Here is a 26,814-nt window from a genome sequence, read left to right on the forward strand (position 1 = left end):
GGCCGACTATGTAGTTGCCACGCCCCAAGAGTGATCGATTGCCGCTCGGGAGCGAAGTGGCACACAGTTTTACTGACAGGCAGGGCCATAACGGGGAGTATGTTGGCGTGCTTGCCAGCACTGCTGGCGATACGGCTGCTATTATTTTTGCCGTTGATCATGAACACATGATGGCTATCGGGGGGCGTATGTTTGGTGCTTACAGAATGGTGTTGGCCCTGATGGTTGCCTTGTCGCATATAGGAGGAGCCTGGGGCTTGGGGGCCTACGCTGTTTTTGGCTTCTTTGTTCTAAGCGGCTATTTGATGACGCATATCATGCACCGGACCTACGGTTTCACCGCATCGGGGATTGGTCGCTATGTATTGAACCGATTTCTGCGGATCTACCCCATGTACTGGTTGGCCTGCCTGGTTTCGGCCGGGGCAGTTATTGCGGCCGATCCGGAGATTACGGATTCGCTGGCAAAAGGCATGGGACTTCCCACCGCGCTGGGCGGATGGGTGCAAAATCTGCTGCTGATACTCTTCTCCGGAAGCAAGCCTGTTCTCATTTATCCCGCGTGGGCCCTGACGTTGGAGCTGTTCTTTTACGTGGCCATTGCGTTTTCTGTGTCACGAACGAGGCTCGGTACGGGAATCTGGTTCTTGCTTGGGCTGGGATACGCGCTAGTCGTCAATGCCCTGGGGCTGGATTGGAAATATAAATATTTCTCCGTGTTTGCCGCATCGCTTCCATTCTCCGTGGGTGCGCTTATCTTCCATTATCGGGATACGCTGTCCGGCAGGCTCGCTTTCCTGAATAATCATTCCGTTCGTTTTGGCATCGCCTCCCTGTTGTTTGTTAACTGGATCTTGTCGAAGATCTGGCCGTCAATTTATCAGGCGTTGTTTTATAGTAATCTCCTCATTCATGCCCTGATTATCGTGTCCCTGCTCGATATGCCGGAAACCGGGCGGTTTACACGGAAATGGGATAGTTGGCTGGGCAATTTCAGCTACCCCATCTACTTGATCCACATGCCGGTCGGCGTGCTGGCCGTGGCAATGGGGAGCCCTTTCAAGCTGCCCTCGCCAGGACTGTTCGTTTTGTCTTTCCCTCTTCTTGTATTCATCTCGTGGGGCATGATCGTCTGCCTCGAAAACCCTATCGACCGCCTTCGGATGCGTTTCAAGTGAGTTTGCCCCGCAGATTTGCCCTGTCCATCATTGCCTGTATGGCAATGCAAACCAGCACAAGCTACGCTGCTCAATCAGCCAATGACTTGCTGGCCGAGTTCATGCCCTTGATCAGCCGGGTACGTGGCGCGATACGTTATCAATTTGAGCAAGGCAAAGGGTGTCTTCCCTGGTCGTCGCTTGCCCGTGATCCCAAGCTCGATGCCAGTGACAAGGCCACGGTCGATTTTGCTTTCACCGCGGAGCAGGCCAGGCAGTTGGGGGAGCCGTCCGCGGAGAAGATCGGTGCGCTTCTGGCTCCGAAGGCAAAAGCGGGGGCCTTCGTCATGGCCGCCATTGGTACGTGTGAATCGGACCCGTCCATCAGCGATACGGCTTCACCCAATGTCATCACCTTGGTCGTTGAGCGGCGTGACGGTGAGGCCGTGAAGATGAGGTTTCCCTTTCAGCAAGGCAGCGATGGGAAGCTTGCCTACATCACAAGCAAGGCCAGTGTTGGCCCCACGGACCCGCTGGTGTTCGGGGCCCCTAGGTCGGCTGACGCTCAGCAGTCGATCGCCATAACGGAACAAGCCCAGGCATTCGAAATCTCCGTTCCGGTTTCCAGCTTGTCCATTCGCCTGCCAAAAGCCGGTTTCAAACGGGAGTTGCCGCGGAACGTGAGTGGTGCGACGGCGAGTCCCAGATATTTCATGTTCAGCGATGATGCGCGGGGTATTCGGCTGTCAGGGTGGTTCGAGTCTGCATCCCGATTCGAGGGCGTTAAGGACAGCCCGCCCACCGTGCTGCAGGGCAGGACGCTGGCGCATCAGAATGTTGTCAAAAAGAAGACCGGCGACTGGGACACGGTGGAGTCCGACCAGGTCGATGGCTCGCTCCATCTCAATATGACCAACATCCATGCGCATGTGGTCCGGGCTGGCAGCTGGATCGAGCTGCATCTCTCCATGAATTCCGCGCAGCCTCTGGCCACGCAGCGCGAACAACTCGCCGAAGTCCTCCGTTCCATTCAGATCGTTGAGCGATGATGAGGGTGTGGGTCTGTGTGGTTCCCCGTACGAGTGCGGGGCCCCGGCGCCACGATTCATAGGAGCGGTTTCCCGCGTGCGCCTGTCGCCGCTCATCGATCGTTCGCGCCGCGAAAACAGCGCCGAGCATTCGTGGCACCTGGCGATGTATGCGCTGGTGCTCGCCGGGCATGCGGCCGGGACGGTCGATGTGCAGCGTGTCGTGAAGATGCTGCTGATCCACGACATCGTCGAGATCGATGCCGGTGACGTTCCTTTCCACGTGCCGGCGACGCATGTGGGGCAGGACGAGCGCGAGCGGCTCGCCGCCGAACGTCTGTTCGGCCTGTTGCCCGACGCGCAGGCGGCCGAGTTCCGTGAGCTGTGGTTCGAGTTCGAGGCGTCTGAAAGTGATGACGCGAAATTCGCCAAGGCCCTCGACCGTTTTCAGCCGATGCTGCACAACGCCGCGACGGACGGCGGGACGTGGGTGGAGTGCGAGGTGACGCTCGAACAGATCAAGTCGCGCTGCCAGCCGCCGATCGAACGCGGCGCCCCTGCGTTGTGGGAGGCCGCTGTCGGAATGGCCGAGGCGCATTACCGCAAGCGCTCCACGGATTGAGCTGCTTGCGCGACAGCAGGCAGCGTTCTGGTTGCGACAGTAACCAGGGGCACGTCTTCACAAAAGTACTTCCAATGCAGGCATGCGCGATGCCATAGGCGTTACTTTGCCTTGTTATGCTAATGTTCTGATTGAATGGTGGTGTCGTAGAGTACTCGGCATGATGAACATGTTGTCTCGTGGGTATCGAATCGTTCCGGATGCATCGTGGTTCGTCGATTCCCGCCATCGCATGCGAAGGCGCACGTGCGGCGTGTCAATCATTCTGCTCGTCGTTCTCTCCGGGTGTTGGGGGCCGAAGACTGACGCCGAAATGCAGCGCCATTACGAGAGCAAGAAGGCGTCTTTCTCCGCTTTGGTCGAGGGAACGGCATGCCATATCGAAAGAGACAGGATTTTGTGGCGACTTGAACTCATCAAGAGCGATGCCGCCTGTCTTGAACTGCTGGATGAGCTTGGAGCAGACGGTGTCGGCATTGATCGATTGTCGGAGGGCGTCATTGTCTATCCACGTGATGGGCATTATTCGAGTCATCGAAAGGCTTACCTCTTCTCCGAAAAGGAATTGACTCCTCTGTATTCCTCGTTCGATACGCCCATGAATGATCTGAAGCCGTACGAGCAGAGGTTCAAGAAAATAGACGAGAAGTGGTACATCACCTATGAGTACGTCAACTAGACGCCGCTTGGCGGGCAAGGAAGGGAGTGGGAATTGAAGTTATCGCTAATGGCCGTTCTTCTATTGGCTGCGAGTTTCCAGGTGCTTGCCGAATGCAAGTCGCCCGTGGAGTTGAAGGGTGTCGTTACTGTGGATCCGTGTACGGATGAGGCGTGCGTTTCCGCGGCTGAGGCGTTCTTCAAGTATTCGACAAACAAGAAGGACAGCCAGGATGACCCGACCGTCCTGAACATCAGCGTGCACGCCAGCCCGTGGAGACTTTACGACGCAGATAAGCGAATCCTGACCATCGAAGAGCTGGCGGCGGTTGCGAAACCTCATATTGAAAGCGGTGTGAAACGGATCGTTCTCAAGGCATCTTGGACAGGTGTCCCGCCTGGGCGCGGGGAGAAGTCGTTGGCCATGAAGCTGTCGGACGCCCTGGGGGGCTTCCCGGTTGTGGGGGCCGACGGATTCGTCTGGGTTGCCGAGGATGGTTCGCTCAGGACGACACATCAGGCGGTCACGATTTTCCAGGGGGGCCGGCCATATAAGGTTCAGCCCGGTCGGGAAGTGATGGCGTCATTGGTGGCCGGTTGGCCAGCGACGCTCGAAGATGTCTTCCTGCAGGCCAAGGATGATGTAGGGATCATGCATGCGGGCGTCGGGTGGGATGTGTTCTTTCTTTGCCCTGATCGGGCGTTGCAGGCATTCGAAGCCGCAGCGCGATATGCAAACCCGATTGCGGCTTATAACGCGGCTCTGGTGCGGATTCAACGAAACGCCAAGGGTGATCGGGATGTCGCGATTGCGCTGCTTTCGCAAGCGGCAAACCAGGGAGATCAGAAGGCACAGATGCGCCTGGCCATGCTGAGAGCCCAGCGTCGCTGAGCGCTCGCCTTGTCCTTCGTGCGATAGGAGGTGCCTTGGGCCATTGCCCATGCGCTCGCACTGGTAAGCAGCCTTCCGAAGTGTGCGCAGGGTGATCGATTGCCTGATCGAGCCTGGCGCAGGATTGCTGTGGATGCCCGCTGAAAGCTGCTGTCCGAGTGTTGGCACGATAGTTGTATGATTATTTTTAAAATGATCATACAAATGCGCGATGCAGGGCTGCTGCGGTTTCCGGGGCGGCCGGGCTTCGTGGCAATCCTTCCCAATGATGTCCGGCAAACGCAAAGAACGAAACTGTTTCAGGCAATTCCTCCTGGTCTCCGCCTGTGCGGGGGCATCCGTGGCCCATGGCGGCGGCATGCAGACGCTGGATGTGGTCGAGGTGAGCGCCAGTGATGCGCAGGATCTGGTCGGCGTTGCCAGCGCGGCGTCGGAGGGGAACGTGACGGCGCGGCAGCTGGAGAACCGTCCCTTGCTGCGTCCGGCGGAGGTGCTGGAGGTCGTGCCAGGCTTGATCGTTTCCCAGCACAGCGGCGACGGCAAGGCCAACCAGTACTACCTGCGCGGCTTCAACCTGGACCACGGCACCGATTTCGCGACCAGCCTGCTGGGCATGCCGGTGAACATGCCGACCCATGCGCACGGGCAGGGCTATTCGGACCTGCAGTTCCTGATTCCCGAGTTGGTGGACAGCATGCAGTACCGCAAGGGGCCGTATGCGGCCGAGGTGGGGGACTTCGCGTCGGCGGGATCGGCGGCCATCGATTACGCGCGCAAGCTGGATCAGGACTTCGTCGATCTGTCCGTCGGCAGCCATGGTTATCGGCGTGCGCTGTTGGCCGGATCGCCGGCCGTGGGCGACGGCCATCTCCTTTATGCGCTGGAGTGGGCCGGCAACAATGGCCCGTGGTCGATGCCGGAGGACCTCGACAAGCTGAACGGGCTGCTGCGCTATTCACAAGGAACGCGCGCCAACGGCTGGTCGGTGGCGGCGATGGCCTACACCGCCAAATGGGCTTCGACGGATCAGGTGCCGCTGCGCGCGGTGGAGGCCGGGCTGATCTCCCGCTATGGCAACCTGGACCCCAGCGATGGCGGCCGGACCCATCGCTACAGTTTGTCCGGCGAGTGGTCGCGCAAGGATGAGCGCGGCTGGCTGCGCGGCAACGTGTACGCGATGGATTACGGCCTCGACCTGTGGTCCAACTTCACCTATTGCACCCTCGGCTGCAATCCGGGCCCTGGCGATCAGTTCGAGCAGGAGGATCGGCGTCAGGTGTATGGCTTCAACCTGGCACAGACCTGGTATGGCGACTGGCTGGCCCAGGGTACGGACTTCACGCTGGGCTTGCAGTCCCGCCTCGACGACATCGGCAAGCTCGGCCTGTACACGACGACCGCGCGGCAGCGCTGGGGTACGGTGGCGCAGGACCGTGTCCGCGAGAGGAGCGTCAGCCTCTACGCGGAGAGCCAGATCCAATGGCTGGACTGGCTGCGTAGCAGCGTCGGCTGGCGCAAGGACTTCTACACGTTCGATGTCAGCGCCGACACGCCGGCCAATTCCGGCAAGGCGGACGCCAGCATCGGCAGCCCGAAGCTGTCGCTGATCTTCGGGCCGTGGAGCAAGACCGAGTACTACCTGAACATGGGCTACGGCTTCCACAGCAACGACGCCCGCGGCATCACCGTGAAAACCAACCCGGATTTCCGCGATCCGGGCTTTGGTACGCCAGTGGCGGGTTCGACGCCCCTGGTGCGCACCAAGGGGTACGAAGTGGGCGTGCGCAGCGTGCTGATCTCCGGCCTGCAGACTTCCCTGTCCCTGTGGCGGCTGGACATCGCCTCGGAGCTGGTGTTCTCCGGCGACGCCGGCACGACGGAGCCGAGCTTTCCAAGCAAGCGGACGGGGATCGAGTGGGCCAATTACTGGATGCCGAACCCGGCGACCATCGTCGACGCCGATCTGTCGATCTCGACGGCGCGCTACACCCGGGTGGACGACAGCGTGCCGGGCGACGATGTCCCCGGTGCGATCCGCAAGGTGGCGTCGGTGGGGGTGAGCTACGACGCCGGCGGCAAGTGGTCGGGCGGGGCGCGCCTGCGCTATTTCGGTCCGCGCCCGCTGATCGAGGACGATTCGGTGCGCTCGAAGAGCTCGACGCTGGTCAATCTGCGTGGCAGCTACCGCATCGATGCGCGCCTGAAGCTGTCTCTCGATGTGCTCAATGCATTCAACCGAAGGGTCAGCGACATCGACTATTACTACAGCTCACAGCTGAGCGGCGAGAGCGCCGCGGTGAATGACATCCACACCCACCCGGCGGAACCCCGGACCTTCCGGCTGTCGCTGCGGGTCGGCTTCTGATCTTGACTCGCTCCAGTCCCTGGCCGAAGAATGGGCGCTCAGCCGAATTGAGCCAGTGAAGTCTTCGGCCCAGGCCTGCGGGCATGCAATCGCCCGCTGGATACCTTCCGTATAGGTCCGCCCCCATGAAATTTGCCGAGCTTGTAGACGTCCAGCAATTGAAGGCGCTGTGCGAGAGTTTCACAGCGGCGACCGGCGCCGTCACCGCGATTCTCGAACACGATGGCGAAGTGCTGGTGGCAACGGGCTGGCAGGATGTCTGCACGAAGTTCCATCGCTGCAATTCGGGGACGGCGCAGCGCTGCCTCGAGAGCGACACCATCCTGGCGGGCCGCTTGAAGGAGGGCGAGGCCTACAACGTCTACAACTGCCGCAATGGGCTGGTGGATGTTGCGGTGCCTATCACGGTTGCCGGCCAGCATGTGGCCAATCTGTTCACGGGGCAGTTCTTCTTCGAGAAGCCGGATCTGCCGTATTTCATCCGCCAGGCCCGCGAGTTCGGAATCGAGGAGCAGGGCTATCTCGACGCGCTGAAGAAGACCCCGGTCTTTTCCCGCGAAAAAGTGCGGTCGATCCTGGCCTTTCTGACGGACCTGGCCAAGATCATGGGGGAGATGGGGCTGGCCCGCTTGCAGATGCACGAGGCCAACCAGGCGCTGCAGAGTGCCGCGGCCATCATCAACTCGTCCAGGGACGCGATCATCGGCAAGACGCTGGACGGCACTATCACCAGCTGGAACCCGGCGGCGGAGACGATCTTCGGTTATTCGGCCGGAGAGGCGCTGGGGCAGCCCGCCCGCATGCTGTTTCCGCCGGACCTGCAGGGCAGGGTCGAGGCGATCCTGTCCCATATCCGCTCCGGCGAGACGGTGAGCAATCACGAGACGCGGGGGCGTTGCAAGGACGGCACGATCATCCACGTGTCGGTGACGATCTCACCGATCCGGGATGCCGATGGTGGCATTGCCGGGGCGTCCACGATCGCCCGCGACATCACACAGCAGGTGATGGCCAAGCGGGAGTTGTCGAATGAACGCAGTTTCCTGCGCACGCTGATCGATACGCTTCCCGACCTTGTCTGGTTGAAGGATCAGAACGGCGTCTATCTGCGTTGCAACCAGCGCTTCGAGCAGTTCTTCGGGGCCACTGAGAAGGCGGTCATCGGCAAGACCGATTACGACTTCGTCGACAAGGCGCTGGCCGATTTCTTCCGCGAGCATGACCGGCGGGCCACGGAAAGGAACAGGCCGAGCATCAACGAGGAGGAGATCAGCTTTGCATCGGACGGGCATCGGGAAGTCCTCGAAACCACCAAGATCCCGATGCTCGACGAGAATGGTGGCCTGATCGGTGTGCTGGGCATCGGCCACGACATCACGCAGCGCAAGCTCTCCCAGCTGGCGCTGGAAAACAGTGAGAAGCAGCTGCGTTTCGTGCTGGAAGGGGCCGAGCTCGGCTTCTGGGACTGGAATCTGGAGACCGGCACTGTCGAGCGGAACAAGCAGTGGGCCGTGATGCTGGGTTATACCCATGAGGAGATCCAGCGCACGACCCAGCAGTGGACCGATTTCATCTACCCGGAGGATCGTGAGCGCGCGTGGAACTCCATCGATGCCGTCCTCAAGGGGCATGCCGAGACGCACAAGATCGAGTACCGGATGCTCCACAAGGACGGGAGCGTGAAGTGGATTCTCGATCAGGCCCGGGTGATGCAGCGGGACGGGGACGGCCGGCCGTTACGCATGTGCGGCACGCACACCGACATCACGCCGCGCAAACAGGCGGAGGCCATCCTCGAGCAGCGGGAGGCACGCTATCGCCACCTGGTGGAGAGCTTGCCGGATATTGCATATACCTATTCCGTGCTGCGCGGGGGCATCCACTATTATTCGCCGCGTGCAGTGGATGTCTTCGGCCATTCGATGGAATACCTGCTGACCCATCCTTTCCTGTGGGCCGAATCGATCCATCCGGAGGACCAGCCGCGCGTAGGGGCGGCTGTTGCCCGGTTGCTCGCCGAGCAGACGCCCTTCAGCCTGGAGTACCGCATCCGCGACAGCGAAGGCCGCTGGCGCTGGTTCTTCGATCGTTCCCTCGGGATCCGGCTTGAAGAGGGCGACATCCTCATTGAGGGGCTGGCGATGGACATTACCGAGACGAAGGCGATCCAGCATGAGCTCGCGGAGCACCGCAATCATCTGGAGCGGCTCGTCGAAGAACGTACCCGGGAGCTGACCTGGGCCAAGAACCAGGCGGAGACGGCGAACGTGGCGAAGAGCGCCTTTCTCGCCAACATGAGCCACGAGATCCGGACGCCACTTAACGCCATCATCGGCATGGCCCACGTCCTGCGGCGCAGTGGTGCGACGCCGTCGCAGATCAACAAGCTGGACAAGATCGAAGCGGCCGGGGCTCACCTGCTCGACGTCGTCAATGTGATCCTCGATCTGTCGAAGATCGAGGCCGGCAAGTTCGAACTGGATGAGGCCTGGCTGAGTGTCGAGGAACTGGCAGACAACGTCGTCAGCATGATCGGAGGGCGCGTCAAGGCCAAGGGGCTTCGGCTTGAAACGGACATCCCGCCGATGCCTCAGGGGTTGCTCGGTGACCGCACGCGCCTGCAGCAGGCGCTGCTCAACTATCTCGGCAATGCGGTGAAGTTTACCGACGCCGGCAGGATTGTCTTGCGGGCTCGCCTCGTTGAGGACGGTCTGGAGCATAGCCTGCTGCGCTTCGAGGTCAGCGATACCGGGACCGGCATCGCGCCGGACGTCATCCCGCGCCTGTTCTCCGCCTTCGAGCAGGCCGACAACTCCATCAGCCGCAAACACGGTGGGACTGGCCTCGGGCTTGCGATCACCCGGCGCGTGGTCGAGCTGATGGGGGGTGAAACCGGGGTGACGAGCGAACTCGGCAAGGGGAGTTCCTTCTGGCTGACGGTACGCCTGCGCAAGTCGGTGCAGGCATGCAGGCCGGAGAATATCCACGGGGCGGGTGATGCCGAACAGATCCTGCGGCGGGACTTCGCCGGCACGCGCGTGCTGCTGGCGGAGGACGATCCGGTCAATCGTGAGGTGTCCCTGTCGATGCTGGAGGACGCCGGCCTGCAGGCCGATGTGGCGGAGGATGGCGTCGAGGCCCTGAACCGTGTGTGTAACCAGGACTATGCGCTGATCCTGATGGACATGCAGATGCCGAACATGGATGGCATCGAGGCGACACGGCGCATCCGGCAACTGCCGGAAAGGAAGCGTGTCCCTATCCTGGCCTTGACCGCCAACGCCTTTGCGGAAGACCGGCTGCGCTGCGCAGAGGCGGGCATGGACGGGTTCGTGGCCAAGCCGGTGGATCCGGAAACGCTGTTCGCAGCCCTGCTGGTGTGCTTGCGGAAGTCGGCCCTCGGGGCCGTGGTGTCCGAAACGCCGAATCCCTGAGGTGTGCGCCGGGGGGAGTGCGGCAGGTTCAGCTTTCCTCCAGGGCCCGTGCTTCCAGCTGGTGGCGTGTGGCTTCGTCCAGCGCCCGCCCGCGCCAGGGGATCAGGGCCGGCACGATGCGTCGATAGGCGGCGTAGGAGTCGGGATGGCGCTGCAGGATGCGCTTCTCCTCGATGCGGCTGCCGATCACCAGGTAGGCGCTGATGCACAGCGCGGAGACCAGCCAGGGGGCGTTCATCTGCCGTGTCCAGATGAACACCAGCATCAGGAAATACCACGGGTGGCGCACCCGGCAGTGCCACGGGCTGAAGGTGAGCGGCCAGGTCTCCTGGCGCAGGCCCAGGAAAGCCGGCATCGAATAGAACTTCAGTGTATGCAGGAAGCCCAGCACCGCGGCGGCGCCGAGGCCGTGGCGGAGCCCGCTTAGCCAGGCGGGTTCGTCGAACAGCGGCGTGGCGGGCAGGCTGGCGAGGAGCGCCAGCGGCGCGGCGACCGTGAGGACGGCGAGCACGTTGAAGGTGAGGCGGGCATGGCGGCCGCACAGGCGTTCGAGGGTCGTCCCGGCCAGCAGGCTATGGAGGGCGCCGAACAGTAGCCAGCTGGCGGCCAGCAGCAGGCGGGGCAGGTCCGTATCGTTCATGGGCGCATGGTGCATGAGATTGTGCGGCGCTGAGCACATAAGGACTGACGGTGGCGACTTTTTGTTATGCTGCCGCTCTCTTTTCGGCCGGCCTCGCAGTGCGGCCTAATCACCTTATTAGACGGAGTGGCGCAGATGGCGTCTTTGCAGGAACAGTTCTTGAAGGCCGGTCTGGTGGACCCGAAGAAGGCCAAGAAGGTCCACCAGGACAAGACCCGGCAGCAGAAGATCGAGCGGCGTACCGGCACCGAGAGTGTCGACGAGGCACGCGTGGCGGCGCAGGAAGCCCAGCGCAAGAACGCCGAGCGGGCCCGCGAGCTCAATGCCCAGCGCGACGCGGCGGCGACCCAGAAGGCGATCGCCGCGCAGATCGCCCAGATGGTGCAGCAGAACCGCCAGCACAAGGGCGGCGGCGACATCGCCTACAACTTCACCCACGACAACAAGATCAAGCGGGTGTATGTGTCGGCCAAGGTACGTGACCACATCGTCGCTGGCCATTTGGTGATCATCTGCCGCGGCGATGTGACCGAACTGGTGCCGAAGGTCATCGCTGACAAGATCGCCGAGCGCGATCAGTCCATCGTCGTGCAGATCAAGCGGGCCACCACCGAGGTGGCTGAGGACGATCCCTACGCCGACTTCAAGGTGCCGGACGACCTGATGTGGTGATACGCAGGGCCGTCGTGGCCCTGCGAGTGGGTTGGCGGCGGTCAGCAGTTGAAGGGCAGGATGCCGACATCGAAGCGTCGTCGTTCCAGCTCGATGGTCCGGGCTGGCAAGGTTGTGCTACCGACACGGATCGGCGGTAGGGCTATGCGGTAGTGGCTCGGGCGGGCGTTGCCGAGATCGAGCTGGAAGCTGGCACGGGTGGCGCCGGAGGGGGCCACGGCATTGCCGCCGACGAGTTCGGTGGTCAGCGGAGCACGGAAGCGGAAATACGCGATGAAACTGCCGAGCTCGATCTGCCGGGCCTCGCCGGTGGCATCGCCGGCGCTGACGCGCACCGTGATCTGCGAGGGGGACCACTCCAGATCGAGCGCGTCGGAGAGCTGGAATTCCAGCTGGCCGCGCAGCGGGTCCTTGCGGGCGGGATCGTAGATCCACCAGCGGCCGCTGACGGTCAGCGGGCCGTGCGGGAAGGCGAAGGTCTCGGTCTTCATGCTCGCCAGTTCGGCGCAGCTGACGTGTCGCGGCGCATGTGCTTCACGGAGGCAGGCTTCGGCGAGGGCCGTCTGCTCGCGGGCGAGTTGCGCCGTGCGATAGCGGATGCTGCCCGGGGCTGTACTGATGCCGTCCTGCATGGCATCGAGGTTGAAGGTCCGCGGGCCTACGTTGTGTGATGCGCTGCGGAAACCTGGCAGGGCCACCTCCAGCTGCGCGGGCGTGACGGAGAGCCACGTGAAGCTCGCCCCCAGCCGCGCCGAGAAGTCCTTCGGTGTGGGCTGGCCAGGCTGGAACAGCCTGGGGGCGGGAGCGAGGCGGGCCCAATCGACGCGGCCTGAAGCTGGCAGCGGGCTGCTGCCGGAGACATTCCAGTCGGGCGTGAAGCGCCTGGGTACGTCGTTGTCGGCGGACACGGTGACGGTGGCGTCGCTCCATTGCATGCGCGTCTCCCCGCGTAGGGTGACTTCTACCTGCAGCATGAGGCTGTTGCTGTTTTCGGCCGCCGTGGCCGGGCGCGTGGCGATGCTCAGTGTCGCGCCGTCGGCCAGCTCCAGCGCCATCGACACCGGTGCGCCGGCCGCGCCCTGGCACAGATCGCCGGCATAGCGTGGGCTGTCTTGCGGGGCAACGGGCTTGTAGTAACTGCCGAGGGGGGCCGGGATGCAGCCGCCGAGGCCGATGGCCAGCCAGGCGGCGCCAAGGCCGCGGAACACGGGAGTGGGTGATCGGGGCATGGCGTACGTGGGCTCCAGGGGCGGGAGCCCACGATAACGCAACGGCACGGCGGTGCACTGCGCAGCAGCGCACACGGGCGATGGCCGGATTTATCCCCGGCCCAGAGTTGCGGCTGGCTGGCGCCGGCTCTTCGGCAGCAGGGCCACGACGATACCGAGCAGTGGCAGGTAGGCGATGGCGTGATAGACGGCGTCGATGCTGGTCCGGTCGGCGAGCAGGCCCAGTACGGCGGCGCCCAGGCCGCCCATGCCGAAGGCGAAGCCGAAGAACAGGCCGGATACCATGCCGACCTTGCCGGGCATGAGTTCCTGCGCATAGACGAGGATCGCCGAGAAGGCCGACGACAGCACCAGGCCGATGACGATGGTCAGCACCGTGGTCCAGAACAGGTCGGCGTGGGGCAGGATCAGCGCGAAGGGGGCGACGCCGAGGATGGAAGCCCAGATCACCGGCTTGCGGCCGACGCGGTCGCCGATCGGGCCGCCGAGGATGGTGCCGGCCGCCGATGCGAACAGGAAGGCGAACAGGTGCACCTGGGCGCTCTGCACCGACAGGCCGAATTTCTCGATCAGGTAGAAGGTGTAGAAGCTGCTCAGGCCGGCGATGTAGAAATACTTCGAGAAGATCAGCACGAGCAGCACCGCCACGGCGCCCAACACCACCCTGCGCGGGTAGGGCGACTCCACCGGCGGGCGGCTGCGTGCGCCGCCGGCGATGTGGTGGGTGGCGTACCAGCGGCTGACCTGCACCAGCAGCATGATGCCGAGCACCGCGGCGAGGCCGAACCAGGCCACGCTGTGCTGTCCGAAGGGCACGATGACGGCGGCCGCGACCAGCGGGCCGACGGCGCTGCCGGTGTTGCCGCCGACCTGGAAGACCGACTGGGCCAACCCGTGCCGCCCGCCCGAGGCGAGCCGGGCGATGCGCGACGATTCCGGGTGGAAGATCGCCGAGCCGGTGCCGACGCAGGCGGCGGCGAGCAGCACGATCTCGTAGCTCGGTGCGTAGGCGAGCAGCAGCAGGCCGAGGAGGGTGGCGGCCATGCCGAAGGGCAGGGAATAGGGTTGGGGCTTCTTGTCGGTGTACAGGCCGATCAGGGGTTGCAGCAGCGAGGCGGTCAGCTGGTAGGTGAGGGTGATCAGGCCGATCTGCCCGAAGCTGAGGTGGAAGCTGCCCTTCAGCAGCGGGTACATGGCGAGGATCAGCGACTGCATCATGTCGTTGATGAAGTGCGAGGTGCTGATCGCCCCGAGGATGCCGAAGGCGGCTTCGTTATGGCGTCCCTGCAAGGGCAGGGCGGACGGCTTTGTCATGGTGCGGACTCTCTGTGTGGTGTACCTGCCCGCTGTCGATCAGGGGCTGGCTGCGTTGTTGTGGCATGGCTCGACGTCCGCCGATTCTAGAAATACGATGCATGCCTGTCTCACGCCATTCGGCCGTGGGGTTGCTAGAAAAAGACATTGTTTGCGGTAGGCCATCATGACGGTGAAACCCCTTTTCGAGGCGCTGGCAGAGATCGACGCCAGTACCGCCCCGGTGAGCTGCCGGGCGACCGACTACCCTGCCGGCTGGGAGGTGGCGCCCCATGCCCACGGTAAGCACCAGCTGATCTACGCGGTGCACGGCGTGATGGCGGTGAAGGCCGACGCCGGGCAATGGGTGGTGCCGCCGACGCGGGGCATCTGGATGCCGGCAGGCATGACCCACGCGATCCAGTGCGTTGGCGTGGTCAACATGCGCAGCCTGTTCATCCGGCCGGGGGCGGTGCCGAGCCTGCCGGCTGCGTCCTGCGTGGTGGGCATCTCGCCTTTACTGCGGGAGCTGATCCGTGAGGCTGCGGACGTGCAGGCGCCCTACGCATCGAACTCTCGGGACGGCCGCTTGATGCGCCTGATGCTCGATGAGCTGCGCACGCTGCCGGTGTTGCCGCTACACCTGCCGATGCCGCTAGAGCCGCGTCTGCTGGAGATCTGTACGCGCCTGCAGCAACGCCTGGACGATGTGTCCACGCTGGGCGACTGGGCGGCTCATCTGGGCGTGGACGTCAAGACCATCCAGCGCCTGTTCCAGCGGGAGACCGGCATGACCTTCGGCAAATGGCGCCAGCAGGCGCGTCTGTTGCGGGCGCTGGAACTGCTCGCAGGCGGCGAGCGGGTCGTCGATATCGCGCTGGCCCTCGGCTACGACAGCCCCAGCGCCTTCACGACGATGTTCAAGCGCCAGTTCGGGCAGACGCCGAGCCAGTTCTTCAGTTGACCGTCGAGGCGACGTCAGGCCGGTCCGTTGCCGGCCGACCAGGCCCAGCGTTCGAATTCGGCGGAGGTCAGGGCGGGGGAGTACAGGTAGCCTTGGGCGTAGTCGCAGCTGGCGGCGACGAGCAGATCCCGCTGGGTGGTGGCTTCGACGCCTTCCGCGACGACCTTCAGGCCCAGCGCGTGGGCCATCACGATGATGGCTTCGCACAGGGCCCGGTCATTGGCGTCGCAGCCCAGGTTGCGTACGAAGCTGCGGTCGATCTTGAGGTAGTCGATGTCGAAGCGCTTCAGGTAGGACAGCGATGAGTAGCCGGTGCCGAAGTCGTCGATCGCCACCTGGATGCCGGCATCGCGGAAGCCCAGCAGCTTCTTGTTGATCCGGGCTTCGGCGTGCAGCAGCAGGCTCTCGGTGATCTCGATGACCACGCTGTGCCCCGGAATGCCTTGCTCGGCCAGGTATTCCGGCCAGTGGGCCAGGGCGTTGCCGTCGTGGCGGATCTGGGCCGGCGAGGTATTGATGCTGATCTGGAAGTCGTCGTCGAAGCGCTGGCTCCAGTTGAGGGCCTGCTGGGCAGCCTGCTTGAAGACCCAGTCGCCGATGGGCACGATCAGCCCGGTTTCCTCTGCCACCGTGATGAACTCCAGCGGGCCGGTCAGGCCGCGCTGGGGATGGGCCCAGCGGAGCAGGGCTTCGGCCTTGCAGACCCGGCTGGTGGCCAGCTCGACGATGGGCTGGTAGTGGATCTGGAATTCCTTGGCGGCCAGCGCGTTGCGCAGGTCGTTGCTCAGATGCTGGCGTTGCTGGGCGGCCTCGTGCAGATCCGGCGTGAAGTAGCTGAAGCGGTTGCGGCCGGCATTCTTGGCCGCGTACATGGCCTGGTCGGCGTTCTTGAAGAGGATGTCCAGTTCGCGGGCGTCACTCGGGTAGAGCGTGATGCCGAGACTGGCTGAGACAAAGGCCTTGTCGGTGCCGAGCACGAAGGGACTGGAGAGCTTGTCGATGAGGGCATGGGCGATGCGTTCGACGCTCTCCATATCGTCCACGCAGGACAGGATCACCGTGAATTCGTCGCCGCCCAGACGGGCCACCGTATCCGAGGCGCGCACACAGGCACTGATGCGCCGCCCGGCCTCGATCAGCAGGACGTCGCCCTTGTCGTGGCCGAGGGAGTCATTGACCTCCTTGAAGTGGTCCAGATCGATCAGCATCAGCACCATGGCGCGGCCACTGCGGTCGGCCAGGCGGGATTCGTGCTCCAGGCGGTCGTGGAACAGCTGGCGATTGGGCAACTGGGTCAGGCTGTCGAAATTGGCCTGTTTCCAGATCGTCTCTTCGAAGGCGATGCGGTCGGAGATGTCTCGGCCGACGGCCAGCACGCTGGTCACTGTGCCGGCCGTATCGACCTCTGCGGCCAGGTGGATGAGGCTGCAGAGCTCCTTGCCTTCCCTGTTGTGCCACTTCAGTTCGAACTGGGTATTCCTGCCGCTGGCGAGCACCTCCCGGATCTTGGCTTCGTAGATCTCGGCATTGCTGCCGCCGGGGACTTCGGACGGTCGTGTGCCGAGCAGTTCGGCGAGGCGCAGACCCGTTACCGAACTGAATGCCGGGTTGGCATAGATGCGCCGGCAGTCGCGGTCGTAGCGGGCGATGGAGTCGGGCGAGTTCTCGATGAGGGTGCGGGACTCCTGCTCCTTGGCGATCAGGGCCGCGGTGCGTTCATTGACGGTGTTCTCGAGGGAGGCGTTGATATCGTTGATCTGGCGGATCTTCTGGCTCACCGCATTGTTCATGGCGATGAAGCTCTGGGTCAGGTCGGCCAGTTCGTAGTCCAGGCCGGTCTTGTCGAGCAACTCCAGCTCGTCGTCCTGGATGGTGGCGGTGGTGTTGTCGGAGACGCCCCGGAAGATGCGGCTGAGGGTGGTCAGCGGGCGGGAGATCGACGTGGAGAAATACCAGGCCAGGGGCAGCACGCAGGCCAGGATGGCGGCGGCGATCAGCCCCAGGATGCGGATCATCTCCCAGGTGTTGGCCTCGACGATGGATTTCGAGCGCAGCGTGGCAATGCCGCCGATGGGGCGTCCATCGCGCTGGAGTGGAATCAGCCCCTGATAGTAGCCGGTGCCGTCGATGCTGATTTCGTTGAAGGTCAGGGCCGGGGCATTGCCTTGGGCAGGTTCCGCCTGGCCGTTCCAGTCCGCCTTGAGGTAGGTGGCGAGCGTGCCGTGACGCAGTCCGTCGGAGGTGAATACGTTGATGTCGGTGTCGGTCCGCCGGGCCAGTTCGTGGACGAAAGCCTGGTCGAGGCTGTAGATCATGACGATCAGGCCAACCTGCCTGGGAGCAGTCTGTCCGCTGGGATTGCCAGGGGTGCTGTCCAGGATCGGAGCGTGGATTTCGATCGATAGTGCGTTGTCGATCAGCGCGAAGCGGGCGTCGGCCTTCTGAGGCAAGGGGGGGCCGAACTCGGGGTGAATGAACGGCGGTAGCGGGGCGGGTTTCAGTGTGATGCTGCGATTGTCACCATCGGCGGCGCCTTCCTTCATCATGAGGCGCAGGTCCGGGGCCCTTTCCACGAAGCCCGTCCGTTCAAGCCGGCCGTCGACGCGGGAGAAAGTGATCAAGTGGCCGGCGGCGTCGTAGAGGGCGATGCTGCCGGCGTGGGCCGTGTGGCGCGCCTCCTGGACGTCCTGTGCCAGTTGCTGGTAGGTGTTCTGCAGGGTTTCGCGGTCAAGATCGGAGCCGGCGTACTGGGACAGATACCAGACCGTGGCGCCCAGATTGTGTTGGGCGGCCAGGTGGCGGGCGGCGTCGAGCAGTCCGTTCTGGCGGGCGGCGAGCTCTTCGGAAATGATGGCGGCCGCTTGCCTCAGCTGGCTACGGGACTGTTCCCGGTACTGGGTGCTGATGACGAAGGATACGGCCGACATGTAGGCCAGCGCCGTTGCCGTGCTGATGACGACGGCACTGAGCAACAGTCTGTTCCTGAGCTTGCGGATTCTCATGCCGGTGGCGTCTCGTGGGAATGCCGGAGCCCGGATAGGCGCAGCGTAGGCAGCTTAAGGCCGTTCCTGCTGAGGGTCATAGGACAGAATTGGCGTGTAGCCGTCCGGTGCGATGGATTCGTCGAGCCGGTAGCTGTCCAGGCTGCGGTGGTCCACCATGCCAAGTTTGACGAGCAGGGTGTGCGGTGGTGTCTTGGCGCGCCCCTCCAGGTGATTGACGGCGACGTTGATCGCCACGCGCGCTTGGCTCACGCCCTTGGTGTCGGCGGCGGCGAAGATCTCCTTGCGGCGGATCAGGCCGGCGATCTCGCGGGTCAGGTCGTAGGCGACGACGCGGATCCGGCCGTCGAGTCCGGCCTCGTGGATGGGCAGGCGCGCGGCGGGCGCGCAACCGGTGCAGCCGATGATGTAGTCGAGATCCCGGCCGTGGCGGGCCAGCAGCTGCGCAGCCAGTTGGGATTGCTCGATGCGGTCGCTGTCGCCGAAGCGGATGTCCACGATATTGACGCGGATGGGCGCCGTGCGGGCGGCTTCGCGGCTACCTTCCACCTCGCCCTTGACCCAGCCAGCACCGGCCGGGCCGGGCAGCAGCGCAATGTTGATCGATGTGAGGCCGCGCTGCTGGGCGTCGCGGATGACCCAGCGGGTTGCGTCGAGGCCCATGCTGTGCAGGGAGGTCGTGACCTTGACCGTCAGGTCGTCGCTGGTGCTGTCGTTGGCCAGTTCGAACACCGGGATGCCCTTCGCGCGGGCCCGGGCGACCGATGGGTTGTTGCCGTCGAGGCTGATCGGCGATAGCACGATGGCGTCGTAGTGGCCGCTGCTGGCTTCCTCCATTTGACGCAGCTGGCCGATCAGGTCCTTGTAGCCGTCGGCCGGCAGGATGTCCACCGCCACGCCGAGGCGCCGGGCTTCGCTGATGACGCCGTAGCTGCAGCCGATCCAGTAGGGATCCTTGAGATGCGGGAACAGGAAGGCGATGCGCCACGGCCGGCTGGCCCGGGCGGTCATGGCGTAGGAGCCGGCGCTGACGCGTCCGCTGTGCAGGGCTTCATCGGCGGTCAGGCCTGGCGGAACCGGATGCTGGATGATATGGACTGGTATGGGGGCGAACTTCACCGCCGCCGGCAGGGCGTTTGCCGTCGTTGAGTCACCGGGAGCGGCGTGGGCTGCCGTGACCAGTGAGGCCATTGCGAGAAGGCGGGAGGCGCATGCCGTGAACACCCAGTCACCCTTTCTTGTTGTGTCCGTTTCTGCCGATTGCCCGGCGTGAGGCGCGTGCATCCTGCAAGCCCGCGGGGCTTGTGTGGAGATCAGCGTGACCGCCCGAGTGCTTTGCCCTGATACATGGCGCTATCCGCGTGTTTGAGCAGGGCACCGGCGTCCCGCCCATCGTCTGGATGGATGGCTACCCCGATGCTGGCGCGGGTGTGCAGGGGCACACCACCGATGACGAACTCCTGCAGCAGGCTGCGGCGGATCTTGTCTGCCACCTGGGCTGCGTCGGCGGGGCCGTGGATATCTTCGATGATCACCACGAACTCGTCGCCGCCGAGGCGGGCAACGGTGTCCACGTGGCGGACGCAGCCTCCCAGGCGGCGCGCAATTTCCTGCAGCAGCAGATCGCCTGCCGCGTGGCCGAGGGTGTCGTTTACTTTCTTGAAGTCGTCGATGTCCACATAAAGCAGGGCCATGCGGCCCTGGCGGCGCTGGCTGCGCCCCAGGGCTCTATCCAGGCGCTCATGGAAGAGGCGGCGGTTGGGCAGGCCGGTCAGTTCGTCGTATTGGGCGGCGTGTACGAGTTCGGCTCTGAGTTGCCCGCGCTCGACGGCGATGGCGACCTGGGTGGCGACGAAGTTGAGCAGCTCCCGGTCCTTTTGCGAGTCGAAGGTGCCGGCGTCTGCCCTGAGGATCAGGGCGCCGATGGCGTCCCGGCGGGTGACGAGAGGGAGGAAGAGCCAGGTGGTGCTTGCCGTGGAGGCGGTACCTGGGGGCAGGAGGTTCAGGTCGCTGATGAGCAGCGGATGTCCGCTGCCGATGACCTCACTGCAATAGCGGTGTGCGACGGGTTCATCGAGGAGGGGGGCGCTGCCGAACTGGTCCTGTTGGTAAGGGAAGCTCAGCAGCGTGCTCTGTCGGTCGCTGGTGGCAACGGCGACGCCGGTGAGTGGGATGCGTTCGGCGATGATCCGGTGGATCTGCGGGAACAGGCTGTCCAGGTCGTCAGCCTTGAGGGCTGCGTCGGCAATGGCGTAGGTGGCGGCCTGGAAGGCTTCGGCGCGCTTCTGTTCCGTAACGTCGCGAGCGACACCGATGCGCATGTTGTCGGCGTCCGACCAGCAGGCCGACCACATGATGTGCACGCGGCTGCCGTCCTTGCGCACATAGCGGTTTTCAAAGCCGACACGGGGATGGCCGGCCATGATGCGGACGGCCTCCTGGAGGGTGTAGTCGCGGTCTTCAGGGGCGACGAAATCGATCATGGGGCGGCCGATGAGTTCGTCCGCCGTGTACTGGAAGATGCGCTCGCAGGCCGCGTTCACATAGGCAATACGACCGCTGGCTTCGACGAGAAAAACCGCGTCGAGGAGCAAATCGATGCTGTGCAGCAGGCGGTCCTGGTGATTCGTGTCCATCTCGCGTCGGGGCTGGTCGTGCCGATTCTGTGTCGGTTCGGACGTAGATTGCCGGGGTGTTCTGCGCTACGCAAGCTGGAAATAGCAAAAATGCGATTTTCGGCACGAAGGGCCGCGTTTGCTTGTCTGAGCGGTCACGCGCTGTGTATGTGGCGCTGCCGCTCAGGGGGCAAGGTCGGGCAGGTTGGCGATGACTTCGGTGACGTCGCTACAGCGCTCAAGGATGTCCGTCACGACTGCCAGCGGCTCGGCGTGGATGCCCGGCAGGTCGTATTCGTGGGGCGGGCGGATCGCGAAGGCGAGTACCTCGGTCGGCGGGCAGAAGTCGGCGGCGACACCGGGTTTGTTGCCGCGGGCGTCGATGCGGTACCAGCCGAAGCCGTCGAGAAACACCGCGTTGAGCCCGTGCAGGCAGAAGGGCGCACCGTTGTCGTCGCCGACCGACAGGCGCTGATAGCACAGGCCAGCGGGGATGGCGTTGGCGCGCAGCAGGGCGGCGAGCAGGTGGCTCTTGGCGTAGCAGTAGCCGGTGCCGTGCCGCAGCACGTCGGAGGCGCGGCAGGTCACCGGATTCTGTCGGTAGTCCCAACTGTGGCGGATGTGGTCGCGCACGAACTCGAAGCAGCGGCGGGCGATCTCGGTCTTGTCGGTGGTGCTGCTGGCGAGTTCGGCGGCTTTGGCGCTGACCTGCGGGTGGTCGAAGTCGATGTGGCGGCTGGCGGCGAGGTATTCGTGCATCGGATGGGGGGGGCGGCGGGGCGGGAGGGCAGTATAGCAATCCCGCCGGCATGGCCCTACCCGACGTGGCAGGCTGTCAGCGGGACGCTGCCGGGGCGGCTGGACGGGAACGACTTTCGAGGAAAGTCCGGATCGTCCAGATTGCGGCGGGTGGGAGTACATCCTTCCAGGCAGGCATGTGCACCACACCGACGCGGGTCTTGCCATATTGCACGGATTTGAGGAAGTACTGGTCGTTGTCGACGATACACATCTCGCGGATGGCCGGGTCGGCAATGCGCGAGCAGGCGCGGTCGAGCTTGAGCAGGTCGGGTCCGACCTGGCCTTTGTTGTCGGCATCGGGGCCGTGACAGCGGGCGCAGGCCCTGTTGAAGGCGTGGCGGCCGATGTCGGCGGCACGTGGGTTGCCGCGGTAGGGGTTGGCGTCGCCGGCCGCCCCGGTGATGGCGGGTAGCGCCGAGGTGTCCACGACGATGCTGGTGTCCGCCACTTCGTTGGCGCTGGCAAGGCTCGCGCCGAGCAGGACGCCAATGGCGAGGAGGCGGGCGCTGAGAGTGAGCTTGGGCATGGTGTTCACCAGTCGGTCGGGCAGCCGGTGCAGCCCTCGAAGGACGAGTCGGGGAAGATGGTGTAGCGCAGCAGCGCGCCTTCCAGATTGGCGCCGCGGAAGTTGGTGGTGCTGAACTTGGTTTCCTGCAGGTTGGCGTTGGTGAGCCTGGCGCCCTCGAACCACGCGAAAGCGGCGCGGGCGGCTTCGAGATTGGCTGCGGTGAGGTCGGCTCCGCTGAAGTCGCTGCGCATGATGCGGGCGAACTCCAGGTCGGCGCCGATCATTCTTGCATTGCGGAAGGAGGCGCCGGGGGCGTTGGCTTTGGACAGGCGTGCGCCGGTCAGGTCGGCGCCGTCGAAGATGGCTCCCGCGAGGTTGGCCGATCGCAGATCGGCGCGGGCCAGGTTGGCGCCAGTGAAGTCGGTGCCGGCGAGGTCGCGAGCCGATAGATCCACATGGCGCAGATCGGCGCCCTGGCAGCGGGCATGGGGCCAGATGCCGCAGGACTTGTAGACGGGTGGATCGTCGGCCTGGGCCGTGCCGGCAAGCAGGGCTGCGGCAAGGGCGACCAGCACCGTGCGAAGGCGGGAATGGCAGTGCATGGATGGGCTCCCAACGGTGGGGTAGCGGCGGTAGCTTATAAAGAAAAAGCCCAGGCCGGCCGGAGACGATCCGGCCCGGAGCAAGGCGCTGAAGGGGATCAGCGCGCGATCTTGGGCAGCTTGAATGCCCAGAACGAGGAGCCTTGGGTGACCTGCTTGGTCAGCTCGGCCATGTCGCCGCCCCACAGGGGCACGGCGCCGCCGTAACCCGAGGATATGCCGACGTATTGCTCTCCGTCCATTTCCCAGGTGATGGGCACGGAGACGATGCCGGAGCCGGTCTGGAACTTCCACAGTTCCTTACCCGTCTTGGCGTCGAAGGCCTTGATGAAGCCGTCGGAGGTGCCGGTGAACAGCAGCCCGCCGGCTGTGGTGAGCGTGCCGGCCCACAGGGGGAACTTCTCCTTGTGTTCCCAAGCGATCTTGCCGGTCTTCGGGTCGATGGCGCGCAGGGTGCCGACGTGGTCGTCGAACAGGCGCTTGATGCGGAAGCCCTGGCCCAGGTAGGCGGAGCCGGCCTTGTAGGTCAGGTGCTCGGTCCAGTAGTCCATCGCCCAGTGGTTGGCCGGGATGTAGAACAGGCCGGTATCCGGGCTGTAAGACATGGGCATCCAGTTGGTGCCGCCCAGGAAGGGCGGCGAGACGAAGACGCTGTCGCCCTTGTCGGCGCCGGCCTTGGGCTCGGGCGGACGGTTGCCGGTCTCGATCGGCTTGCCGGCGGCCACGTCCCAGCCCTTGGCCCAGGTGATGCCTTCCACGAAGGGCCAAGCACCGATCAGCGCGGTGGGCTTGTTGGGATAGCCGGCGCCGTTGGTGAGCTTCTCCCGGTCGGTGACGAAGAAGAAGCCGTTGCGGTCGGCGTGGGCCGAGGCCTTGACGAGCTTGCCGGTCTTCGGGTCCTTGTACTCGAAGAGGACCACCGAGTTGTTGCCGGAGAAGTCCCAGGCGTCGTTGGGAGTGTGCTGGAAGAAGCCCTTCAGTTCGCCGGTGCTGGCATCCACATAGGCTTGGCCGGACGTGAACAGGCTCGGCCAGTTGCGCGGATCGTCACCTTCCTGGGTGCGCTTCCAGGTGTTCCACGGGGCCGGGTTGCCGGTGCCGACAACCACCATGTTCTTCTCGATGTCGAAGCTGGCGGTCTGCCACGGGGCGCCGCCGCCGTGGTCCCAGGCTTCGGTGAGCTTGCCGTCCTTGTCCTTCGGCCACGACGGCGCGCTGGCATCGCCGGTGGGCGTGCTGTCTTTGCCGTTGAGGCGGCCCATGTGGCCTTCGACCATCGGACGGGCCCATACTTCCTCGCCGGTATCCGGGTCACGGGCGAACAGCCAGCCGACCACGCCGAACTCGTCGCCGGACGAGCCGTGCACCAGCAGCACCTTGCCGCTCTTCTGATCCTTGATGACGAAGGGGGCGCCGGTCATCGTGTAGCCGACCTTGTGGTCACCCCACTTCTTCTTCCACACGACCTTGCCGGTGTCCTTGTTGAGGGCCACGATGCCGGCGTCGAGGGTGCCGAAGAATATCTTGTCGCCATATAGCGCGGCGCCGCGGTTGACCACGTCGCAGCACGGACGGATGTCTTCCGGCAGACGGGCTTCGTATTCCCACAGGCGCTTGCCGGTGCGGGCGTCTACGGCATAGATTCGCGAGTAGGAGGCGGTGACGTACACCACGCCGTCATGTACCAGTGCCTGGCCTTCCTGGCCGCGCTGCTTCTCACCGCCGAAGGAGAAGCTCCACACCGGCACGAGGCCGGCGACGTTTTTCGTATTGACGGTCTTCAGCGTGCTGTGGCGCTGGGCTTTCAGGCCCAGGCCGTAGGTCAGTACATCGCCGGGGGTCTTGTCGTCGTTCTTGATGTCGTCCCAGCTCACCGTGGTGCCGGCGGCGTGGGCTGCGGTGCCGAAGGTGCTGGTCAGGGCAAGGGCCAGCAGCCCGGGGATCAGTTTCAAACGTCTGGATTTCATGGTCGGTTCTTGTCTCCGCATCGTTGTCGTTCGGGGCCTGGAACCCGCCTCCCGGCTGTCGCGGTTCCAGCGCGATGGAGTATGGAAGCGGCCACCGGCGACGTCGCGGGAAGAGCTCCCCGCATCCCTGGGAAATATTCCTGACGTGCATCCCGCCCCGCTGCGGTGGCATGCCTACCGATTATGATTCGCCGGGCAGGAGGAACCGATGATTCGCATCATGCTGGTCGAGGACCATACGGTCGTGCGCAATGGGTATCGGCGTCTGTTCGATGCCGAGGAGGATATGAAGGTGGTGGCGGAGGCTGCGTCGGCTGACGAGGCTTATGCCTGCCTGAGCGCGGGGGACGTCAACCTGGCGGTGGTCGACCTGAACCTGCGCGGCAGCAGCGGCCTGGATGCCATCCGCCGCATGCTGGCGCGGGAGCGAGGCCTGAAGATCCTGGTGATCTCCATGCACGACAATCCGAGCTATGTCACGCAGGCCATCCGGCTGGGGGCGCTCGGCTACGTAACCAAATGCAGTGAGCCGGACGAGATGCTCGAGGCGATCCGGCAGGTCACCGAGGGGCGGCGTTTCCTGTCGGCCGACATCGCCCAGGTGCTGGCCAGCGCGGCGCTGGAGGGGGATGCGTTGCTGGCGCGTCTGACGCCCAAGGAGTTCGACGTGCTGTGCATGGTCGTCACTGGCGAATCCACTACCAGCGTGGCCGAGACGCTGCATCTGAGTCCGAAGACCATTTACAACCACATGACCGCGATCCGTCAGAAGCTGGAGGTCGACAACGACTTCAAGCTGATCCAGCTGGCGGCGCGTTTCGGGTTGGTGCAGTTGTCGCAGCGTTAGGGCGTGGTTTTTCCTGTCGGGCCGTACTCAGCACGCAGACTGGATTTCTTCCCGCTCGCATCCAGGGGCTGAATGTTCCGTGCCGATCCAGCCTGGCGCTGTGCCACGCCGTTTCTTGATTGAATACATCGCCTGATCAGCGGCATCCAGCAACTGGGTTTCGGTCTTGCCGTCGCAAGGATAAAAGGCCATGCCACAGCTGAGCGACAGGCTCAGGTTCAGGCCGCCGGCAACGATATGACGGCCGGTGTCTTCGATTTTCTGGAGGATCCCAAGGACCGACTGCCGGTCGCCGACGCCAGGAAGTATAAGGACGAATTCGTCACCGCCCAGGCGGGCGATGGTGTCCGAGTCGCGGACACAGTGGTTCAGTTGTGTGCCGATTGCATTGAGTACCTCGTCGCCTGTCGCGTGGCCATAGCGGTCATTGATGAGCTTGAAGTCGTCCAGATCCACGAAAGCGAGGGCGAAGACGCTCGACGTGCGGTGGGCACGGTGGATCTCCTGGCTCAGGCGATCCAGGAAAAGGTTGCGGTTGGGCAGGCCGGTCACCCGGTCGTAGTTGGCCAAGTGGGTGATCCGGGCGTGCTGCAGGACGTGTTCGGTGATGTCGTGCATGCTGGCCACGTAGTGGGTGATATGGCCTTGTTCGTCCACGAAGGGGCGGATGAACTCGTTGGCGTAGAAGCGGGTGCCGTCCTTGCGCTGGTTGGCGATCACGCAGCGGAATTCGTCACCGCAGTTCAGGATCGACCACATGCGATCGTAAAAGGCGGCCGGCTGGACTCCAGATTTGAGGATAGCCGGCGTGCGCCCCTCGATTTCGGCCTGCGGGAACCCGGTCAGACTCGTGAAGGCCGGGTTGGTGTGCTGAATATGGCCGTTGCGGTCAGTGATGAAGATCGCCGTGTCGTCGTCCTGTATCGATCTGACCAAGCGAGCGAGTCCGTTCCCGCGCTGGGCGTGGCCGAGGCATTCGGGCTGGATGTTCAGGACGAAGCCGCGTCCGCGGTCCAGCTTGAGGTAGTCGATGGTAATGCTGACGGGAAAACGGCGTCCCGCCGCGTCGCGTCCGTGGAAACGGCGCCACCGGGTGCCGCCGGGGGTGAAGTGTGCAAAGGCGAGGTTGTAGCCGGGGGTGTTGCCACGTAGCGGCAGGTCCGGGATGAGGGCATTGATGTGCATGTCGATGACCCGGGATATTTCGTAGCCGAACAGTTGCCCTGCCGCCAGGCTGCACAGTCGAATCTGGCCACCCTGGTTGAGGATCAGCGTCGCGCTGTCTGGCAGGGAGGGCACGCGGCTCCGTATGTTGTAGCCCGTGTCCGGCAGCGGAAGGACCATTTCGTTGAAAGTCGTGACCACCATCCGGGCGTCACTTGTGGTCGTTTCGACGCCTTGATGCGTATCGGGCTTGATCATGATCCTTCCTCCCGTGCGAGCCAGTTGTGTCTTGTCGTGATGCGTCTCGTGTCATCGGCAGGGGGCCGACCGCGCGTGTGACTCATTGCAACGCAAT

The 26,814-nt window shown here is 64.0% G+C and carries 21 protein-coding genes; 10 read left to right on the forward strand and 11 right to left on the reverse strand.

The window, feature by feature from the left end:
- Positions 1–107 precede the first annotated feature (107 nt).
- The 7 genes from AC1PQG_RS03290 to AC1PQG_RS03320 all read left to right on the forward strand — a co-directional run bounded on the left by AC1PQG_RS03290 (position 108) and on the right by AC1PQG_RS03320 (position 10,155).
- Positions 108–1,178 (forward strand): acyltransferase family protein, encoded by a 1,071-nt coding sequence (locus tag AC1PQG_RS03290; RefSeq protein WP_481121247.1) that lies wholly within the window; start codon positions 108–110, stop codon positions 1,176–1,178.
- 38 nt (positions 1,179–1,216) lie between these two features.
- Positions 1,217–2,206: a hypothetical protein gene (locus tag AC1PQG_RS03295; protein ID WP_481121248.1), complete on the forward strand. Its 990-nt coding sequence runs from the start codon at positions 1,217–1,219 to the stop codon at positions 2,204–2,206.
- A gap of 76 nt (positions 2,207–2,282) precedes the next feature.
- The gene (locus tag AC1PQG_RS03300) at positions 2,283–2,807 is read left to right on the forward strand and encodes an HD domain-containing protein (protein ID WP_481121249.1); all 525 of its coding nucleotides are present in this window, start codon (positions 2,283–2,285) and stop codon (positions 2,805–2,807) included.
- 160 nt (positions 2,808–2,967) lie between these two features.
- The gene (locus AC1PQG_RS03305) at positions 2,968–3,486 is read left to right on the forward strand and encodes a hypothetical protein (RefSeq protein ID WP_481121250.1); all 519 of its coding nucleotides are present in this window, start codon (positions 2,968–2,970) and stop codon (positions 3,484–3,486) included.
- Positions 3,487–3,534: 48 nt separating this feature from the next.
- Positions 3,535–4,356, forward strand: coding sequence for a hypothetical protein (locus AC1PQG_RS03310; protein WP_481121251.1), 822 nt, complete (start codon positions 3,535–3,537; stop codon positions 4,354–4,356).
- Between the two features lie 358 nt (positions 4,357–4,714).
- Entirely contained in the window at positions 4,715–6,721 is a 2,007-nt protein-coding gene (locus tag AC1PQG_RS03315) for a TonB-dependent receptor (protein ID WP_481121252.1), read from the forward strand.
- Between the two features lie 125 nt (positions 6,722–6,846).
- Positions 6,847–10,155: a PAS domain S-box protein gene (locus tag AC1PQG_RS03320; protein WP_481121253.1), complete on the forward strand. Its 3,309-nt coding sequence runs from the start codon at positions 6,847–6,849 to the stop codon at positions 10,153–10,155.
- Positions 10,156–10,183: 28 nt separating this feature from the next.
- Here AC1PQG_RS03320 and AC1PQG_RS03325 read toward each other — a convergent pair whose 3' ends face one another.
- The gene (locus AC1PQG_RS03325; protein WP_481121254.1) at positions 10,184–10,795 is read right to left on the reverse strand and encodes a methyltransferase family protein; all 612 of its coding nucleotides are present in this window, start codon (positions 10,793–10,795) and stop codon (positions 10,184–10,186) included.
- A gap of 135 nt (positions 10,796–10,930) precedes the next feature.
- Here AC1PQG_RS03325 and AC1PQG_RS03330 point away from each other — a divergent pair, with 135 nt between their 5' ends.
- A complete protein-coding gene (locus AC1PQG_RS03330) occupies positions 10,931–11,467 on the forward strand; it encodes a DUF2058 domain-containing protein (RefSeq protein WP_481121255.1) in 537 nt (178 codons plus the stop codon).
- A gap of 41 nt (positions 11,468–11,508) precedes the next feature.
- On the opposite strand, the gene AC1PQG_RS03335 is transcribed toward AC1PQG_RS03330, so the two are convergent.
- Complete coding sequence (locus tag AC1PQG_RS03335) at positions 11,509–12,696, reverse strand: hypothetical protein (RefSeq protein ID WP_481121256.1); 1,188 nt, start codon at positions 12,694–12,696, stop codon at positions 11,509–11,511.
- 90 nt (positions 12,697–12,786) lie between these two features.
- Positions 12,787–14,010 (reverse strand): MFS transporter, encoded by a 1,224-nt coding sequence (locus tag AC1PQG_RS03340; protein ID WP_481121257.1) that lies wholly within the window; start codon positions 14,008–14,010, stop codon positions 12,787–12,789.
- 166 nt (positions 14,011–14,176) lie between these two features.
- On the opposite strand from AC1PQG_RS03340, the gene AC1PQG_RS03345 reads away from it, so the two are divergent.
- Positions 14,177–14,953 (forward strand): AraC family transcriptional regulator, encoded by a 777-nt coding sequence (locus AC1PQG_RS03345; protein WP_481121258.1) that lies wholly within the window; start codon positions 14,177–14,179, stop codon positions 14,951–14,953.
- A gap of 14 nt (positions 14,954–14,967) precedes the next feature.
- On the opposite strand, the gene AC1PQG_RS03350 is transcribed toward AC1PQG_RS03345, so the two are convergent.
- The 7 genes from AC1PQG_RS03350 to AC1PQG_RS03380 form a co-directional block, all read right to left on the reverse strand.
- Positions 14,968–17,955, reverse strand: a complete 2,988-nt coding sequence (locus AC1PQG_RS03350) for a bifunctional diguanylate cyclase/phosphodiesterase (protein ID WP_481121259.1) — start codon at positions 17,953–17,955, stop codon at positions 14,968–14,970.
- Positions 17,956–18,009: 54 nt separating this feature from the next.
- Positions 18,010–19,146: a TMAO reductase system periplasmic protein TorT gene (torT, locus tag AC1PQG_RS03355; protein WP_481121260.1), complete on the reverse strand. Its 1,137-nt coding sequence runs from the start codon at positions 19,144–19,146 to the stop codon at positions 18,010–18,012.
- Between the two features lie 122 nt (positions 19,147–19,268).
- Positions 19,269–20,591: a diguanylate cyclase domain-containing protein gene (locus AC1PQG_RS03360; protein WP_481121261.1), complete on the reverse strand. Its 1,323-nt coding sequence runs from the start codon at positions 20,589–20,591 to the stop codon at positions 19,269–19,271.
- Positions 20,592–20,753: 162 nt separating this feature from the next.
- Positions 20,754–21,329: a transglutaminase-like domain-containing protein gene (locus AC1PQG_RS03365; RefSeq protein ID WP_481121262.1), complete on the reverse strand. Its 576-nt coding sequence runs from the start codon at positions 21,327–21,329 to the stop codon at positions 20,754–20,756.
- A 76-nt stretch (positions 21,330–21,405) separates the two neighbouring features.
- On the reverse strand, positions 21,406–21,897 hold the full coding sequence (locus AC1PQG_RS03370) for a c-type cytochrome (RefSeq protein WP_481121263.1): 492 nt from the start codon (positions 21,895–21,897) through the stop codon (positions 21,406–21,408).
- A 5-nt stretch (positions 21,898–21,902) separates the two neighbouring features.
- Positions 21,903–22,481, reverse strand: a complete 579-nt coding sequence (locus AC1PQG_RS03375; RefSeq protein WP_481121264.1) for a pentapeptide repeat-containing protein — start codon at positions 22,479–22,481, stop codon at positions 21,903–21,905.
- 98 nt (positions 22,482–22,579) lie between these two features.
- The gene (locus AC1PQG_RS03380) at positions 22,580–24,448 is read right to left on the reverse strand and encodes a methanol/ethanol family PQQ-dependent dehydrogenase (RefSeq protein WP_481121265.1); all 1,869 of its coding nucleotides are present in this window, start codon (positions 24,446–24,448) and stop codon (positions 22,580–22,582) included.
- A gap of 208 nt (positions 24,449–24,656) precedes the next feature.
- On the opposite strand from AC1PQG_RS03380, the gene AC1PQG_RS03385 reads away from it, so the two are divergent.
- A complete protein-coding gene (locus AC1PQG_RS03385) occupies positions 24,657–25,295 on the forward strand; it encodes a response regulator (protein ID WP_481121266.1) in 639 nt (212 codons plus the stop codon).
- 27 nt (positions 25,296–25,322) lie between these two features.
- On the opposite strand, the gene AC1PQG_RS03390 is transcribed toward AC1PQG_RS03385, so the two are convergent.
- Positions 25,323–26,717, reverse strand: coding sequence for a diguanylate cyclase domain-containing protein (locus AC1PQG_RS03390; RefSeq protein ID WP_481121267.1), 1,395 nt, complete (start codon positions 26,715–26,717; stop codon positions 25,323–25,325).
- Positions 26,718–26,814 lie beyond the last annotated feature (97 nt).

It is taken from the genome of Zoogloea sp. GDB6, assembly GCF_056724105.1.